General features: G+C 69.5%; 17 protein-coding genes, 1 tRNA gene and 1 riboswitch. Of the genes, 12 read left to right on the top strand and 6 right to left on the bottom strand.

The window, feature by feature from the left end:
- Nucleotides 1-56 precede the first annotated feature (56 nt).
- The 7 genes from ACWC2B_RS04100 (at nt 57) to ACWC2B_RS04070 (ending at nt 5,052) form a co-directional block, all read left to right on the top strand.
- Nucleotides 57-479, top strand: coding sequence for a Mov34/MPN/PAD-1 family protein (locus tag ACWC2B_RS04100; protein ID WP_450714852.1), 423 nt, complete (start codon nt 57-59; stop codon nt 477-479).
- A gap of 64 nt (nt 480-543) precedes the next feature.
- Nucleotides 544-669: riboswitch (cobalamin riboswitch) on the top strand.
- A 36-nt stretch (nt 670-705) separates the two neighbouring features.
- Complete coding sequence (locus ACWC2B_RS04095) at nt 706-1,680, top strand: ABC transporter substrate-binding protein (RefSeq protein ID WP_450714851.1); 975 nt, start codon at nt 706-708, stop codon at nt 1,678-1,680.
- Nucleotides 1,677-2,714, top strand: coding sequence for a FecCD family ABC transporter permease (locus tag ACWC2B_RS04090; protein ID WP_450714850.1), 1,038 nt, complete (start codon nt 1,677-1,679; stop codon nt 2,712-2,714). The genes ACWC2B_RS04095 and ACWC2B_RS04090 overlap by 4 nt, the downstream gene beginning before the upstream one ends.
- Nucleotides 2,711-3,505 (top strand): ABC transporter ATP-binding protein, encoded by a 795-nt coding sequence (locus ACWC2B_RS04085; protein WP_450714849.1) that lies wholly within the window; start codon nt 2,711-2,713, stop codon nt 3,503-3,505. Before ACWC2B_RS04090 ends, ACWC2B_RS04085 begins: the two co-directional genes overlap by 4 nt.
- 66 nt (nt 3,506-3,571) lie before the next feature.
- Complete coding sequence (locus ACWC2B_RS04080) at nt 3,572-3,700, top strand: putative leader peptide (RefSeq protein WP_264198279.1); 129 nt, start codon at nt 3,572-3,574, stop codon at nt 3,698-3,700.
- Nucleotides 3,701-3,821: 121 nt separating this feature from the next.
- The gene (locus ACWC2B_RS04075; protein WP_450714848.1) at nt 3,822-4,100 is read left to right on the top strand and encodes a MoaD family protein; all 279 of its coding nucleotides are present in this window, start codon (nt 3,822-3,824) and stop codon (nt 4,098-4,100) included.
- 1 nt (nt 4,101) lies between these two features.
- Entirely contained in the window at nt 4,102-5,052 is a 951-nt protein-coding gene (locus tag ACWC2B_RS04070) for a PLP-dependent cysteine synthase family protein (RefSeq protein ID WP_450714847.1), read from the top strand.
- 75 nt (nt 5,053-5,127) lie between these two features.
- On the opposite strand, the gene ACWC2B_RS04065 is transcribed toward ACWC2B_RS04070, so the two are convergent.
- Nucleotides 5,128-5,589, bottom strand: coding sequence for a type II toxin-antitoxin system PemK/MazF family toxin (locus ACWC2B_RS04065; protein WP_450714846.1), 462 nt, complete (start codon nt 5,587-5,589; stop codon nt 5,128-5,130).
- Between the two features lie 279 nt (nt 5,590-5,868).
- Between ACWC2B_RS04065 and ACWC2B_RS04060 the strand changes: the two genes are divergently transcribed.
- Nucleotides 5,869-6,621: an MBL fold metallo-hydrolase gene (locus tag ACWC2B_RS04060; RefSeq protein ID WP_450714845.1), complete on the top strand. Its 753-nt coding sequence runs from the start codon at nt 5,869-5,871 to the stop codon at nt 6,619-6,621.
- 70 nt (nt 6,622-6,691) lie between these two features.
- Here ACWC2B_RS04060 and ACWC2B_RS04055 read toward each other — a convergent pair whose 3' ends face one another.
- Both ACWC2B_RS04055 and ACWC2B_RS04050 read right to left on the bottom strand, forming a co-directional pair.
- The gene (locus ACWC2B_RS04055) at nt 6,692-7,954 is read right to left on the bottom strand and encodes a PTS transporter subunit EIIC (RefSeq protein ID WP_450714844.1); all 1,263 of its coding nucleotides are present in this window, start codon (nt 7,952-7,954) and stop codon (nt 6,692-6,694) included.
- A gap of 402 nt (nt 7,955-8,356) precedes the next feature.
- Complete coding sequence (locus ACWC2B_RS04050; protein WP_450714843.1) at nt 8,357-9,652, bottom strand: PTS transporter subunit EIIC; 1,296 nt, start codon at nt 9,650-9,652, stop codon at nt 8,357-8,359.
- Between the two features lie 233 nt (nt 9,653-9,885).
- Between ACWC2B_RS04050 and ACWC2B_RS04045 the strand changes: the two genes are divergently transcribed.
- The 4 genes from ACWC2B_RS04045 (at nt 9,886) to rdgB (ending at nt 12,113) form a co-directional block, all read left to right on the top strand.
- Nucleotides 9,886-10,119, top strand: coding sequence for a glucose PTS transporter subunit EIIB (locus tag ACWC2B_RS04045; protein ID WP_018517946.1), 234 nt, complete (start codon nt 9,886-9,888; stop codon nt 10,117-10,119).
- 95 nt (nt 10,120-10,214) lie between these two features.
- The gene (gene rph / locus ACWC2B_RS04040) at nt 10,215-10,952 is read left to right on the top strand and encodes a ribonuclease PH (RefSeq protein WP_114036649.1); all 738 of its coding nucleotides are present in this window, start codon (nt 10,215-10,217) and stop codon (nt 10,950-10,952) included.
- Nucleotides 10,953-11,093: 141 nt separating this feature from the next.
- Complete coding sequence (locus ACWC2B_RS04035; protein WP_450714842.1) at nt 11,094-11,468, top strand: hypothetical protein; 375 nt, start codon at nt 11,094-11,096, stop codon at nt 11,466-11,468.
- 42 nt (nt 11,469-11,510) lie between these two features.
- Nucleotides 11,511-12,113, top strand: coding sequence for an RdgB/HAM1 family non-canonical purine NTP pyrophosphatase (rdgB, locus tag ACWC2B_RS04030; protein WP_450714841.1), 603 nt, complete (start codon nt 11,511-11,513; stop codon nt 12,111-12,113).
- Nucleotides 12,114-12,176: 63 nt separating this feature from the next.
- On the opposite strand, the gene ACWC2B_RS04025 is transcribed toward rdgB, so the two are convergent.
- The 3 genes from ACWC2B_RS04025 to bcp form a co-directional block, all read right to left on the bottom strand.
- Nucleotides 12,177-12,260: transfer RNA gene (locus ACWC2B_RS04025), tRNA-Leu, on the bottom strand.
- Between the two features lie 33 nt (nt 12,261-12,293).
- Nucleotides 12,294-13,313 (bottom strand): HNH endonuclease, encoded by a 1,020-nt coding sequence (locus ACWC2B_RS04020; protein WP_450714840.1) that lies wholly within the window; start codon nt 13,311-13,313, stop codon nt 12,294-12,296.
- A gap of 343 nt (nt 13,314-13,656) precedes the next feature.
- On the bottom strand, nt 13,657-14,124 hold the full coding sequence (bcp, locus tag ACWC2B_RS04015; protein WP_450714839.1) for a thioredoxin-dependent thiol peroxidase: 468 nt from the start codon (nt 14,122-14,124) through the stop codon (nt 13,657-13,659).
- Nucleotides 14,125-14,174: the final 50 nt, after the last annotated feature.

The raw sequence follows: 14,174 nt of genomic DNA, 5'->3' as shown, positions 1-14,174 counted from the left end.
GGCCGTTTCGTATCGCACCTCGATACGGAACGGCCCGTCTGCTTATCCTTGCCGACATGCTGACCATCACCCAGGCCCTGTACGACCAGCTCGTGGCGCACGCCCGCGCCGACCACCCCGACGAGGCGTGCGGTGTGGTCGCGGGCCCGGCGGGCTCCGGCCGCGCCGAGCGCTTCATCCCCATGCTGAACGCGGCCCGCTCGCCCACGTTCTACGAGTTCGACTCGCAGGACCTGCTGAAGCTGTACCGCGAGATGGACGACCGCGACGAGGAGCCGGTGATCGTCTACCACTCCCACACGGCGACCGAGGCCTACCCCTCACGCACCGACGTGTCGTACGCGAACGAGCCCGGCGCGCACTACGTCCTCGTCTCGACGGCGGACACGGACGGCGCGGGGGAGTTCCAGTTCCGCTCGTACCGGATCGTGGACGGCGTGATCACGGAGGAAGACGTCAAGGTCGTCGAGGCGTACTGACCGGCGCAGGAGCCGCACCGCCACACACCAAAGGCGCACCGGCCCGTACTATCTGTACGCAATCTTGATCATTCGGGCGGCAGGACCCAGGAAGCCGGTGTGAATCCGGCACGGTCCCGCCACTGTGACCGGCGCCGCGGAAGACCCGCGGCGCCGGAAGCCAGGAACTGACCTGCCGCCTTCTCCCGACAACAGGGGACGTGGATCCCCTCGGAGGAGCTCAGCCATGCTCTGGCGCCGCGCGGCCCTGGCCGCCGCCCTGCTGTTCCCGCTCGCCGCGTGCACGACACGGGCGCAGCCCGAGGCCGCCGGCGGTTCGGCCCCCGGCTTCCCGTACACGGTCACCAACTGTGGGGTGACGACGACGTTCACCGCGCCGCCGAAGCGGGCGGTGACGATGAACCAGCACGCCACGGAGGTCATGCTGGAGCTTGGCCTCGCCAACTCCCTTGCCGGAACCGCCTACTTGGACGACAAGGTCCTCCCGAAGTACGAGGCGGCCTACCGCACGGTGCCGGTCCTCGCGGCCGAATACCCCTCCTACGAAAAGCTCCTGTCGGCCGCCCCCGACTACGTGTACGGCGGCTACGCGTCCGCCTTCGCCGCGAACGAGGGCCGGGGGCGCGAGGCCCTGGCCAAGAGCGGCATCAGGTCCCGCCTGAACGTGGAGAACTGCCCCAAGGGCGCCTCGACGACGATGAACGAGGTGTACGAGGAGGTCCGCGAGGTGGGCCGGACGTTCGGGGTGCCCGAGCGGGCGGAGACGTGGGTGAAGGCCGCCGAGGCCACGAACGCGCGGACGGCCGCGGCACACAAGGGCGCGGCCCCGCTCCCGGTCTTCGTCTACGACAGCGGGGACAAGACGGCGTTCACCGTGGGCGGCAAGGGCATCGGCAACGACATCGTCACCCGGGCGGGCGGCCGCAACGTCTTCGCGGACGACCTCAAGGACAAGTCGTTCGGCGACGCGAGCTGGGAGAACGTGGTGGCCCGCGCACCCGAGCTGATCCTGATCCTGGACTACGGCGGCACGAGCGCGGACGCCAAGAAACAACGCCTGCGCGCCGACCCGGCACTGGCCTCCGTCCCCGCCGTCAAGAACAACCGCTTCGCGGTCCTGCCCCTGTCCGACATGGTGACGGGCGTCAGAGCGCCGGACGCGGTGGCCAAGCTGGCGGGGCAGCTGAGGGCGGGAGAGTGAACGGCGTGACCCCGCGCCGGCGGTACCCCCTCGTCATCGGGGTGCTCACGACCGTGCTGGTCGCCGCGGCCATCGCCGGGCTCGCGCTCGGCTCGGTGCGGATACCGCCCCGCCAGGTTCTTGAGATCGTCACCGGCTCGGCGGAGCCGGGCCCGTACCGGACCATCGTGCTCGACGTGCGGCTGCCCCGCGTCGTACTCGGGGCCGTCGTCGGGGCCGGGCTCGCCGTCATCGGCACCGTGCTCCAGGCCCTCGTGCGCAACCCGCTCGCCGACCCCTTCCTGCTCGGGGTGTCCAGCGGGGCGAGCGCCGGGGCCGTCGCCGTGATCGTGCTCGGGGTGGGGGCCGGGGCGGCCACCACCGTCACGCTGCCCGCCGCCGCCTTCGCGGGGGCACTCGCCGCACTCGTCCTCGTGTACACCCTGGCCAGACGCGGCGGCTCCATGACGGGCGGCCGCCTGGTCCTCGCCGGGGTCGCCGTCTCCTACGTCCTGTCCGCGCTGACCAGCCTGATCCTGGTCACCTCGGCCAGCGCCGAACACGTAACCGAAGTCCTGCACTGGACGCTCGGCGGACTCGGCGGCGCCCGCTGGGACATGCTCGCCCTGCCCGCCGCCGCCCTCGGCATCGGCACCCTCGTCCTGATCGCCCTGGCCCGCCCCCTGGACCTGCTCCTCGTCGGCGAAGAGGGCGCCACCGTCCTCGGCCTCGACACCGGCCGCTTCCGCGCGGCCGTCTTCGTGCTCGCCTCCCTGCTCACCGGCGTCCTCGTCGCGTACAGCGGAGCGATCGGCTTCGTCGGCCTGATGGTTCCGCACGCCGCACGCATGGCCGTCGGCGCCGCCCACCGCACCCTGCTCCCGGTCGCGGCCCTCGGCGGCGCCGCCTTCCTCGTCCTCGCCGACCTCGCGGCCCGCACCGTCGCCGCCCCGCAGGACATCCCCGTCGGCGTGCTCACCGCGCTCACCGGCGGCCCGTTCTTCCTCTGGATGCTGCGCGGCCAAAGGGCCGGCGCGGAAGGCAGCCCCGCATGACGACCCTGCGCACCGAGTCGCTCTCGTACACCACGCCCCAGGGCCGCGAACTGCTCTCCGGCATCGATCTGCACGCCGCCGACGGCGAGACCGTCGCCCTGGTCGGCCCCAACGGCAGCGGCAAGACGACCCTGCTGCGCTGCATGTACGCGACCCTGCGCCCCACCACCGGCCGCGTCCTGCTCGACGGCGCCGACCTGCACGCCCTGCCCGCCAAGGCCCGCGCCCGCCGCATCGCGACCGTCCCGCAGGACGCCGACGCCGGAGGCATCGAGCTGACCGTCCGCGAGATCGTCGCCATGGGCCGCTCCCCGCACCACCGCTTCTGGGAGGCCGACACCGCCACCGACGACACCCTCGTACGCGAAGCCCTGGCCCGCGTCGGCATCGCCGACCTCGCCGCCCGCCCCTTCCCCTCCCTCTCCGGCGGCGAACGCCAGCGCGCCCTGGTCGCCCGGGCCCTCGTACAGCAGCCGGACGTCGTCGTCCTGGACGAGCCGACCAACCACCTGGACATCCGCTACCAACTCGAAGTCCTGTCCCTGGTAAGGGAGTTGGGCACGGTCAACCTGCTCGCCCTGCACGACCTGAACCTCGCCGCGTACTACTGCGACCGCATCTGCGTCCTGGCGGGCGGCCGCATCGTCGCCGCGGGCCCGCCCGCAGACGTCCTCACCGCGGACCTCCTGCGCGAGGTGTACGGAGTGAACGCCGAGGTGAGCCTCCACCCGGCCACCGGCGCACCGACCGTCGTCTACCTGCCGCCCACACGCGTCGCGACCACATCCTGAGCGGAATTCGTCCAGAATGCGAGATCACATTCCGGGAAGCGGACCGGGAATCTATACGATGCCCCCATGGTTTCGAACGACGTGAGCGACAAGACGCCGAGCAGCGGCCCCGCCCTGCTGCTCGTGGCGCGGCTGCACGTCGACCTGTGCCGTCTCGCCAGCGCGATCTGTACGGCCCGCGCAGCCGCCGTCTGACGCCGCGCGCCCCCGCAGCAACGCACCGAACGCACCACCGCACGCCCGACGGCGTGCGGCGCGCGGACCCGAGCCCGAGCCGCGCCCACCTGCCTCTCCCTTTAGATCAGGAGCCCACGCCATGGCCATCGAGGTCCGCATCCCGACCATCCTCCGCACCTACACCGACGGCAAGAAGGCCGTCGAAGGCAGCGGAGCCACCCTCGCCGACCTGTTCAACGACCTCGACGCCCGCCACCCCGGCATCCGCGAGCGCATCGTGGACGGCGACAACCTCCGCCGCTTCGTGAACGTCTACCTCAATGACGAGGACGTCCGCTTCCTCGCCGGCATCACCACCGAACTGTCCGACGGCGACAACGTCACGATCCTGCCCGCCGTCGCCGGCGGATCCGTCTGACATGCGCTACGACTCCCCGCTCGCCGCGGTCGGCAACACCCCGCTGGTCCGCCTCCCGCGCCTGTCCCCCTCGGACGACGTACGGATATGGGCCAAGCTGGAGGACCGCAACCCGACCGGTTCGATCAAGGACCGGCCGGCCCTCCACATGGTCGAACAGGCCGAGAAGGACGGCCGGTTGACGCCGGGCTGCACCATTCTCGAACCCACCAGCGGCAACACCGGCATCTCGCTCGCGATGGCAGCGAAGCTCAAGGGCTACCGCATCGTGTGCGTGATGCCGGAGAACACCTCCCAGGAGCGCCGCGACCTGCTCGCGATGTGGGGCGCGGAGATCGTCCCGTCCCCGGCGGCGGGCGGCTCCAACACGGCCGTACGGGTCGCCAAGGAACTGGCAGAGCAGAACCCGTCCTGGGTCATGCTCTACCAGTACGGAAACCCGGACAACGCGGGCGCCCACTACGCCACGACGGGCCCGGAGATCCTCACCGACCTGCCCTCCATCACCCACTTCGTGGCGGGCCTGGGCACCACCGGAACGCTGATGGGCGTCGGCCGCTACCTGCGCGAGAACGTCCCCGGCATCCAGATCGTCGCGGCCGAACCCCGCTACGACGACCTGGTCTACGGCCTGCGCAACCTCGACGAGGGCTTCGTACCGGAGCTGTACGACGCCTCCGTCCTCACCACCCGCTTCTCGGTCGGCTCGGCCGACGCGGTGACCCGCACCCGTGAGCTCCTCCAGCAGGAGGGCATCTTCGCCGGCGTCTCCACGGGCGCCGCGCTGCACGCGGCGATCGGCGTCGGCAAGAAGGCCGTCAAGGCGGGTCAGCCGGCCGACATCGTCTTCGTCGTCGCCGACGGCGGCTGGAAGTACCTGTCGACCGGCGTCTACACCGCGCCGACGACCGAGGCCGCGATCGAAACCCTGCACGGCCAGCTCTGGGCGTAACAGCTCGTACGCACAGCTCCTACGGCCCGAGAAGCCCGGCCACGCGAGACCTTCCCTGTACGGGACCGGGGCGCGTCACCCCGCCAGGTGGCGGACCTGGTCCCACAGGGTCGGGTCCACCACCCCCACCCGGCGCCGGAACGCCCACACCCCGACCTCGCGCAGCTCGTCGGTCTCCAGAAAGCTGGGCCGTCCGTGCGCGTCGGCCACCGTGCCCGGCGGCAGCGGAATGACCCCGGCCCGCTCGTCGTGGTACTTGCTGGTGATCTTCGCGACGGTCACCGCGTCGCCCCGCACCCGCAGCACCAGACACGGACGGTCCTTGCCGCCCGGAAGATCCTCGTAGGGCACCTCGGCCCACCAGATCTCCCTGGCCTTCGGCAGCCGCCCCGCACCCCGGCGCGTCCCCGCCGGGCGGCCCGGTGGCCGGGTGCGCCCGCCCGGCCCGCGCGGGGAGCGCCGACGCCCGTCCATGACGGCAGCGACCAACGCGAGAGCCACCACGGCCCCCAGCGCCAGCCACCACGACGTGTCCATATCCCAGACGTTACCGGCGCACCACCCACCGCGCGCGCTCCATACCAACACCATCCGAACCGGTGACAGCGCAGGTGAGTTCCCCCACAACGGCCCGCTCCAAAGGAGCGAGGGGCCTTGTGGCGCCTTACGCTCGACGCACCGCAGCCCTTCCCCGCGGCCGCCCTGCCAGCCCCGTCCGCCCCCTTCAACGACAGGCGTCGCCAGGCCCGCCCGCCCGACCACCGCCCCTCAACGACAGGCTTCGCCTGGCCCCGCTGTTTCGGAGGTTCACGCTCCATGAAGCTCACCGTCGTCGGCTGTTCCGGGTCGTTCCCGTCCGCGGAATCGGCCTGCTCCAGCTATCTCGTCGAGGCAGACGGCTTCCGGCTGCTCCTCGACATGGGCAACGGAGCCCTCGGTGAGCTGCAGCGCCACATCGGCCTGTACGACCTCGACGCGATCTTCCTGTCGCATCTGCACGCCGACCACTGCATCGACATGTGCGGCTATTTCGTCGCCCGCTACTACCGCCACGAGGGCGGCCGCTGCGCCCCGATGCCGGTGTACGCGCCCGAGGGCGCCGAGCAGCGCCTGACCACCGCGTACGCGGACACACCCTCCGCGTCCTCGATGAGCGAGGTCTTCGACTTCCACACCCTGAAGCCGGGCTCGTTCGACATCGGCCCCTTCTCGGTGCGTACGGAGCGGGTGTGCCACCCCGTCGAGGCGTACGGCATCCGCATCGAGCACGGCGGGCGCTCGCTCGTGTACTCCGGCGACACCGGACCGTGCCCCGCCCTCGACGAACTGGCCGAGGGCGCCGACCTGTTCCTGTGCGAGGCCTCCTTCACGTACGGCAAGGAGGACATCCCGGCGCTCCACCTCAACGGCCGCGAGGCGGGCGAACACGCGGCGCGGGCCGGGGCCGGGCGCCTCGTCCTCACCCACATCCCGCCGTGGACGGACGCGGAGGTCAACCTGTCGGACGCCCGCGCGGCCTACCCCGGCCCGACGGAACTGGCCGCGCCGGGGGCGGTGTACGAGCTCTGAGCCCGGTTCATGCGCGAGGGCCCCCCGAATCCTTGTGGCTCGGGGGGCCCTCGCGTGACGTTCCGGGGGCTTACGCCTTCGTGAGGTCCTCGACCTCTTCCTCGGGCTCACGGCCCGGGGTCGGGATGTTGAACTTGGTGATCGCGAAGCGGAACACCACGTAGTAGATCGCCGCGAAGACCAGGCCGATCGGGATGATCAGCCAGGGGTGGGTGGCGAACTTCCAGTTGAGTACGTAGTCGATCGCGCCCGCCGAGAACGTGAAGCCGTGGTGCACGCCGAGCGCCCAGGTCACGGCCATCGACACGGCGGTCAGGACCGCGTGGATCACGTAGAGGACCGGCGCGATGAACATGAACGCGAACTCGATCGGCTCGGTGATGCCGGTGACGAACGAGGTCAGCGCGAGGGACATCATCATTCCGCCGACGACCTTGCGGCGCTCGGGACGGGCGCAGTGCGTGATGGCCAGAGCCACGGCCGGGAGGGCGAACATCATGATCGGGAAGAAGCCCGTCATGAACTGACCGGCCGTCGGGTCGCCGTGCATGAAGCGCTGCACGTCACCGTGCCAGACGACACCGGAGGAGTCCGTGTAGTCACCGATCTCCTGCCAGGCGACCGTGTTCACGAACTGGTGCATGCCGACCGGCAGCAGGGCACGGTTGACCACGCCGAAGATGCCGGCGCCCACGGCGCCAAGGCCCGTCATCCACTCGCCGAACGAGGTGATGGCGTCACCGATCGGGCCCCAGATCAGGCCGAACAGCACACCCATGGCGGTGCCGATGAAGGCCATGAGGATCGGGACGAGGCGGCGGCCGTTGAAGAAGCCGAGCCAGTCCACCAGCTTGGTGCGGTGGAACCGCTGCCACACCACGGCCGATATCAGGCCCATGATGATGCCGCCGAGGACCTTCGGGTCGTTGTAGACGGCGGGGACGTCGACGCCCTTGTTCTCCGTCGTGTTGATGACGGCGTCGTGGACGGGGAACGCGGTCAGTACGTTCTTGTAGACCAGGAAGCCGACGAGGGCCGCCAGCGCCGTGGAGCCGTCGGCCTTCTTCGCGAAGCCGATCGCGACACCGATGCAGAACAGCAGCGGCATGTTCTGGAAGACGGCGTCACCGGCGGTCGCGAAGACCTTGGCGACGGTCCCCCAGCCGAGACCGTCCTTGCCGAAGACATCGTCCTGGCCGAGCCGCAGCAGAATGCCCGCGGCGGGCAGCACGGCGATCGGCAGCTGCAAGCTGCGGCCGATCTTCTGCAGGCCCTGGAACAGTCCGGAGCCCCGCTTCTTCGCGGGCGCCGCCGTAGCGGTGGCCGTACTCATCAACATCCTCCAGTAGGCAAGGCGCCGCCCGGGAGCATGGGAAAATACGGGGGGACGGCGGCGTCTCAGGGGAACGCGGTCAAGCCCGCGTGGTCTACACCATTGAGTGGTGTAGACCAGTTGTAGCACGGTGAGGGTTAGATAAGGAACCTTCGTTTTTTGTGGCCTGAGCCATACCCGGCAATACGGGCAAGACCGACTCCGAGCCGTCTCCCCGCCGTGACCTTTCCGTAGCCCCTCAGAGCCGGAACAACGCGCCGAGGCCCCCGGACCGAAGGGGTCCGAGGGCCTCGCGGGCGCGGGCCGAAAGGCCCGGCGAAAAGGGGAAAAGGGGGAGAGGGGGAGAGGGGGAGAGGGTAAGGGGGGAGAAGGTGTATGGCGTAGGCCGTACAGGGAGATGGGCTACGCCTTGATGTTCTCCTTCTCCAGCTCGTCCTCCTCCGGCTCCCGCCCCGGCGTCGGCAGGTTGAACTTGGTGATCGCGAAGCGGAACACCACGTAATAGACGACGGCGAAGCACACTCCGATCGGAATGATCATCCAAGGCTTCGTCGCCAGGCTCCAGTTGATGACGTAGTCGATCAGACCGGCCGAGAAGCTGAAGCCGTCCTTGACGCCGAGCCCCCAGCTCACCGCCATGGAAACGCCGGTGAGCACCGCATGGATCACGTACAACAGCGGCGCGATGAAGACGAAGGAGTACTCGATCGGCTCGGTGATGCCGGTGACGAGCGAGGTCAGGCCGACCGAGAGCATCATGCCGGCGACCTCCTTGCGGCGGTGCGGTCTGGCGCAGTGCGCGATCGCGAGAGCCGCGGCGGGCAGCGCGAACATCATGATCGGGAAGAACCCGGTCTGGAACTGGCCGGCCGTCGGATCGCCCGCCAGGAAGCGCGGGATGTCGCCGTGCACGACCGTGCCGTCCGGCTTGGTGAAGTCGCCGAACTGGAACCAGATGAACGTGTTCAGGAACTGGTGCAGGCCGATCACCAGCAACGCACGGTTGGCGACACCGAAGATGCCGGAACCCGCCGCGCCGAGATCGACCAGCCACTTGCTGAAACTGGTCAGCGCGTCACCGACCGGCGGCCACACCCACAGGCACAGCACCGCGAACACGATCGCGACCCCGGCCATGATGATCGGCACGAGCCGGCGCCCGTTGAAGAACCCCAGCCAGTCCACCAGCTTCGTACGGTGGAAGCGCTGCCAGAAGTACGCGGTCAGCAGGCCCATGACGATGCCGCCGAAAACCCCCGGATTCTGGTACGTGGCCAGAACGGCCGAGCCGTCCTTCGCGACACAGGCGCCCGCCGCGAGCTTCGCACCGGCGGCGCAGTCCTTCGGGAACTGCTGGAGAACCCCGTAATAGACGAGAAATCCGGCCACCGCCGCGAGCGCGGTCGAGCCGTCCGCCTTCTTCGCCATGCCGATCGCGACGCCCACGCAGAACAGCATCGGCAGCCCGAGCGCGCCGTTGAGCAGGGCGCCGCCCGCGCCGTTGAACACCTTGGCGACGTCGTTCCAGCCGAGCCCCGTCTTGCCGAACACGTCGTCCTGGCCGAGCCGGTTGAGAATGCCCGCCGCGGGTAGCACGGCAATCGGCAGCTGGAGGCTGCGGCCCATCTTCTGCAGCCCCTGGAACAGCCCGTTCCACCACTTGGGCTGCGGTACTGCGGCCGCGCTGCTGGCGCTCATCGGCAACCTCCTGGCTTGCGGAAACAAGCCGGTCCGGACGGTCGTTGCACACTGGTGTAGACCAGTTGCGGTATCGTCCGGAGCGGGCCCCTCGCGGGACATGGCTCCGGTGATCGCCATCCTTGGTCAGGCAGAATGCGCTCGCGCGCATAGCTGGGCCAAACGTGGGTTAACGTGACAAAGCGGACCTACCGTGGGCCGATACAGCGTTCTTCAAGAACCAGGAGAGACACATGGCCAGCAAGGCTGAGAAGATCGTCGCCGGCCTCGGCGGTATCGAGAACATCGAGGAAGTCGAAGGCTGCATCACGCGCCTGCGCACCGAGGTCATCGACCCGAGCAAGGTCGACGAAGCCGCCCTCAAGGCCGCCGGCGCCCACGGCGTCGTCAAGATGGGCACCGCGATCCAGGTCGTCATCGGCACCGACGCCGACCCGATCGCCGCGGACATCGAAGACATGATGTGAGCAACCCGCTCAGCGAAAGGCCCCTCCCGGACCAGGAGGGGCCTTTCGCGTACGCAAGGAACGCGCCCCCAGCGCCATCACCTAGGCTCATAACCATGTCTCGTATCGACGGCCGCACCCCCGAACAGCTCCGCCCCGTCACCATCGAACGCGGATGGAGCAAGCACGCCGAGGGCTCCGTCCTCATCTCCTTCGGCGACACCAAAGTCTTCTGCACCGCCTCCGTCACCGAAGGCGTCCCCCGCTGGCGCAAGGGCAGCGGCGAAGGCTGGGTCACCGCCGAATACTCGATGCTGCCCCGCTCCACCAACACCCGCGGCGACCGCGAATCCGTCCGCGGCAAGATCGGCGGCCGCACCCACGAGATCTCCCGCCTCATCGGCCGCTCCCTGCGCGCCGTCATCGACTACAAGGCCCTCGGCGAGAACACCATCGTCCTGGACTGCGACGTCCTCCAGGCCGACGGCGGCACCCGCACCGCCGCCATCACCGGCGCCTACGTCGCCCTCGCCGACGCCATCACCTGGGCCCAGGGCAAGAAGCTCGTCAAGCACGGCCGCCAGCCGCTGACCGGCACCGTCAGCGCCGTCTCCGTCGGCATCGTCGACGGCGCCCCCCTCCTCGACCTCTGCTATGAGGAAGACGTACGCGCCGAGACCGACATGAACGTCGTCTGCACCGGCGACGGCCGCTTCGTCGAAGTCCAGGGCACCGCCGAGGCCGAGCCCTTCGACCGCAAGGAGCTCAACGCGCTCCTCGACCTCGCCACCGGCGGCTGCGCCGACCTCGCCGCCCTCCAACTCCGCGCCCTGGCCGCGGTGTCCGGGGAGTAGACCGCGGCGTCCGGAGAGTAAAGAAGCAACCAAGGGGAACGCTTCCCGCGTCACTACGAGTACGGGCGTACGGGCCGACCGTGCGCCCGTCCGTAACTTCCGGCACTCCTTGAGCCGGCCTTTGTGGGGAGGACCCGACCGATGCGCCGAACCGTGCTCGCCGTCGCCACCGCGGCCCTGGCCGTCACCGTCACCGCCGGATGCGGCGCGGTCGACAAGGCGATCGACTGCGTCAAGACCGCGGACGCCATCGGCAACAGCGTCGACAACCTCGGCAAGGCCGTCGGCAAGGCCACGGACAACCCCACCCAGGCCGACCAGGCACTCAACGACATCGACAAAGAACTGTCGTCCCTGAAGAACAAGACGGACAACGCCGACCTGTCCAAGGCCGTCGACGACCTCAACAAGGCCGTCGGCAACGTCCGTACGGCCATCAAGAACGGCGACAGCACCCCCGACATCAGCGGCGTCACGAGCGCAGCCAAGGAAATCGGCAAGGTCTGCACGCCGTAAGCCCGGGGCAGCCGGGTCCGTCGCTCCCCCGATACTGGGACCATGACGCGCCTGATCCTCGCCACCCGCAACGCCGGCAAAATCACCGAACTCCACGCCATCCTCGCCGCCGCCGGGCTGCCCCACGAACTCGTGGGTGCCGACGCGTACCCCGACATCCCCGACGTCAAGGAGACCGGGGTCACCTTCGCCGAGAACGCCCTCCTCAAGGCGCACGCCCTGGCCCAGGCCACCGGCCTGCCCGCCGTCGCCGACGACTCCGGCCTCTGCGTCGACGTGCTGAACGGCGCCCCCGGCATCTTCTCGGCCCGCTGGGCCGGCACCCACGGCGACGACCAGGCCAACCTGAACCTCCTCCTGGCCCAGCTCTCCGACATCCCCGACGAACACCGAGCGGCCCACTTCGCCTGCGCGGCAGCCCTGGCCCTCCCGGACGGCACGGAACGAGTGGTGGAGGGCCGCCTCCTGGGCACCTTGCGCCACACCCCCGCCGGCACGGGCGGCTTCGGCTACGACCCGATCCTCCAGCCGGACGGCGAGACCCGCACGTGCGCGGAGCTGACGGCGGAGGAGAAAAACGCGATCAGCCACCGGGGACAGGCGTTCCGGGCGCTGGTGCCGGTGGTGCGGGAGCTGTTGGGCTGAGGGGGTAACGCGAAGGCCCGGCTCGCCGTCGTCGGCGAGCCGGGCCTTCGATTCCCAGGTCTGTGCGGCCTGAGGGACTCGAACCCTCACGGGATTTCTCCCATCGCACCCTAAATGCGAGGCGTCTGCCAATTCCGCCAAGGCCGCATACTGCCGACCTCTTATGCCCGGACGGCAGCGTCAGTGTACGGGGCGACCGGTCTCTGTGACGAGCGGCCTCGGTCGACGGGGGCGGCCCCAGGTAGCAGTGAGTGCATGGCAATTGGGGCAGAGGTACCGCAGGTTTTCTGCCCGGTTGTCCAGCCAATCGCCACTGATGTGGTCGATCTGCAGCGTGATCTGACGGCCGAGCCACTCGCCGACGTTGCCGCACGAGGTGCACCGGTACGGGACGCCGATCTCTTGGAGGGCCCTGTGGAGGCGGGCACGGTTCGTCCGTGGTGAGCCCTGAGGGAGTCGAACCAGGGTGACCGCTGCAGTCGGCTTGGGTTCGTGTGGTGGTGCCGAACTCCATGGGCGCCGCCTGAAGTGGCTTGTGTCGAGGTCCAGTTGGGCTATGCGGCGGCGAACTCGACGGTGGTTGGTGTCGTTCACGGGGAGGTCGAGGGCTCGCATGACATCGGCATAGCTGGTCGCACTGAGGACGGCCGCGCGCAGGGATTTCTCGGAGATGGCGACTCGGGCGTTGCTGAAATGGGAGGTGTCAATGATCTCCTGCTTCAGCATGCGCCCAAGCGCGGCTCGCGACCGGCTGTCATCAGGGACGCCAAGCGTCCGGGCAACACCGCGAATGCTCTGGGCTGTTGCTGCGGCCTCGGCCAGTTGCGCCCGTGTGAACGGAAGGTCGGTCGACTCTCGGTTGGCGCCCGGGAAGTGGCTGATGTCGATCCCGGCCGCTGCTATTCGGCGAGCGATGTGCGACATCGTTCCGCTTGCCGGCGTGGCGCCCAGCCTGGCGGCGACCTCGCGGAGTGTTGATGAGCAGGCCGCTGCTGCGGCAATGGCCTCGTCGGGGTACTTGCGCCAGGGGCTGCGTTGCTTGAAGTGGCTGGTGTCGAGGCCGAGCCCGGCAACCTTCTCCTGAAGGACGCGTCGCTGCCCGCCGCTCGCGCTCAAGCCGAGCTGACGCATCAGGTCGGCCCAGCTCTGCGCGGAGGCCACGGCGGGGGCCAAATGCTCGTATCCATAACGCTCAGGCATGGTTGGCCCGCCCCGGCGTGCTCGCCGTCGCTCCGGCGTGAGCCATGGGGATTCGCCGCCTTCGGCTGTCAGGGGCGCCAGATGTCGGCGTCCGATGCCGAATTGCGCCGACCGGTGTTGCAGCGCTGAAATGCCCGCTGACGGCAGCACCTATCTGCCGTGTTTCCCGGGCCGCCTCCGCCAGCAGCTCACGGGTGTACCTGACCGTCATGCCTTCCTCCGCCCCGGCCACGCGTTCGCGGCCTCGTACGGAGTAACGAACCGGATTCCGGACGGTCACACCCGGAATACGGAACGGCCCGCCCCGCTTAAGGGGGCGGGGCCGTCCCCGGCGCGGGTGGGGTCAGATGCCCAGGTCCTTGATGATCTTGGCGACATGGCCCGTCGCCTTCACGTTGTACAGGGCCCGCTCCACCTTCCCCGCCTCGTCCACGACCACCGTCGAGCGGATGACGCCCGTCACCGTCTTGCCGTACAGCTTCTTCTCGCCGTACGCCCCGTACGCCTCCAGGACCTCCTTCGAGGGGTCGCCGACCAGCGTGACCTTCAGGGATTCCTTCTCGCGGAATTTCGCCAGCTTCTCCGGCTTGTCGGGGGAGACGCCGATGACGTCGTACCCGGCGCCCGCGAGCAGCTCCAGGTTGTCCGTGAAGTCGCAGGCCTGCTTGGTGCAGCCGGGGGTCAGGGCGGCCGGGTAGAAGTAGACGATGACCTTGCGGCCCTTGTGTGCGGCGAGCGAGACCTCGTTGCCGTCGGCGTCGGGCAGGCTGAAGGCGGGGGCGGTGTCGCCGGGCTGGAGTCGCTCGCTCATGGGTTTCCTCCGGGAAGGCCGAGGGTGTGACGTACAACGACAGAGCCTAA

It is taken from the genome of Streptomyces sp. NPDC001415 (genome assembly GCF_053597395.1).
This window is presented reverse-complemented; position numbering and strand designations above follow the sequence as displayed.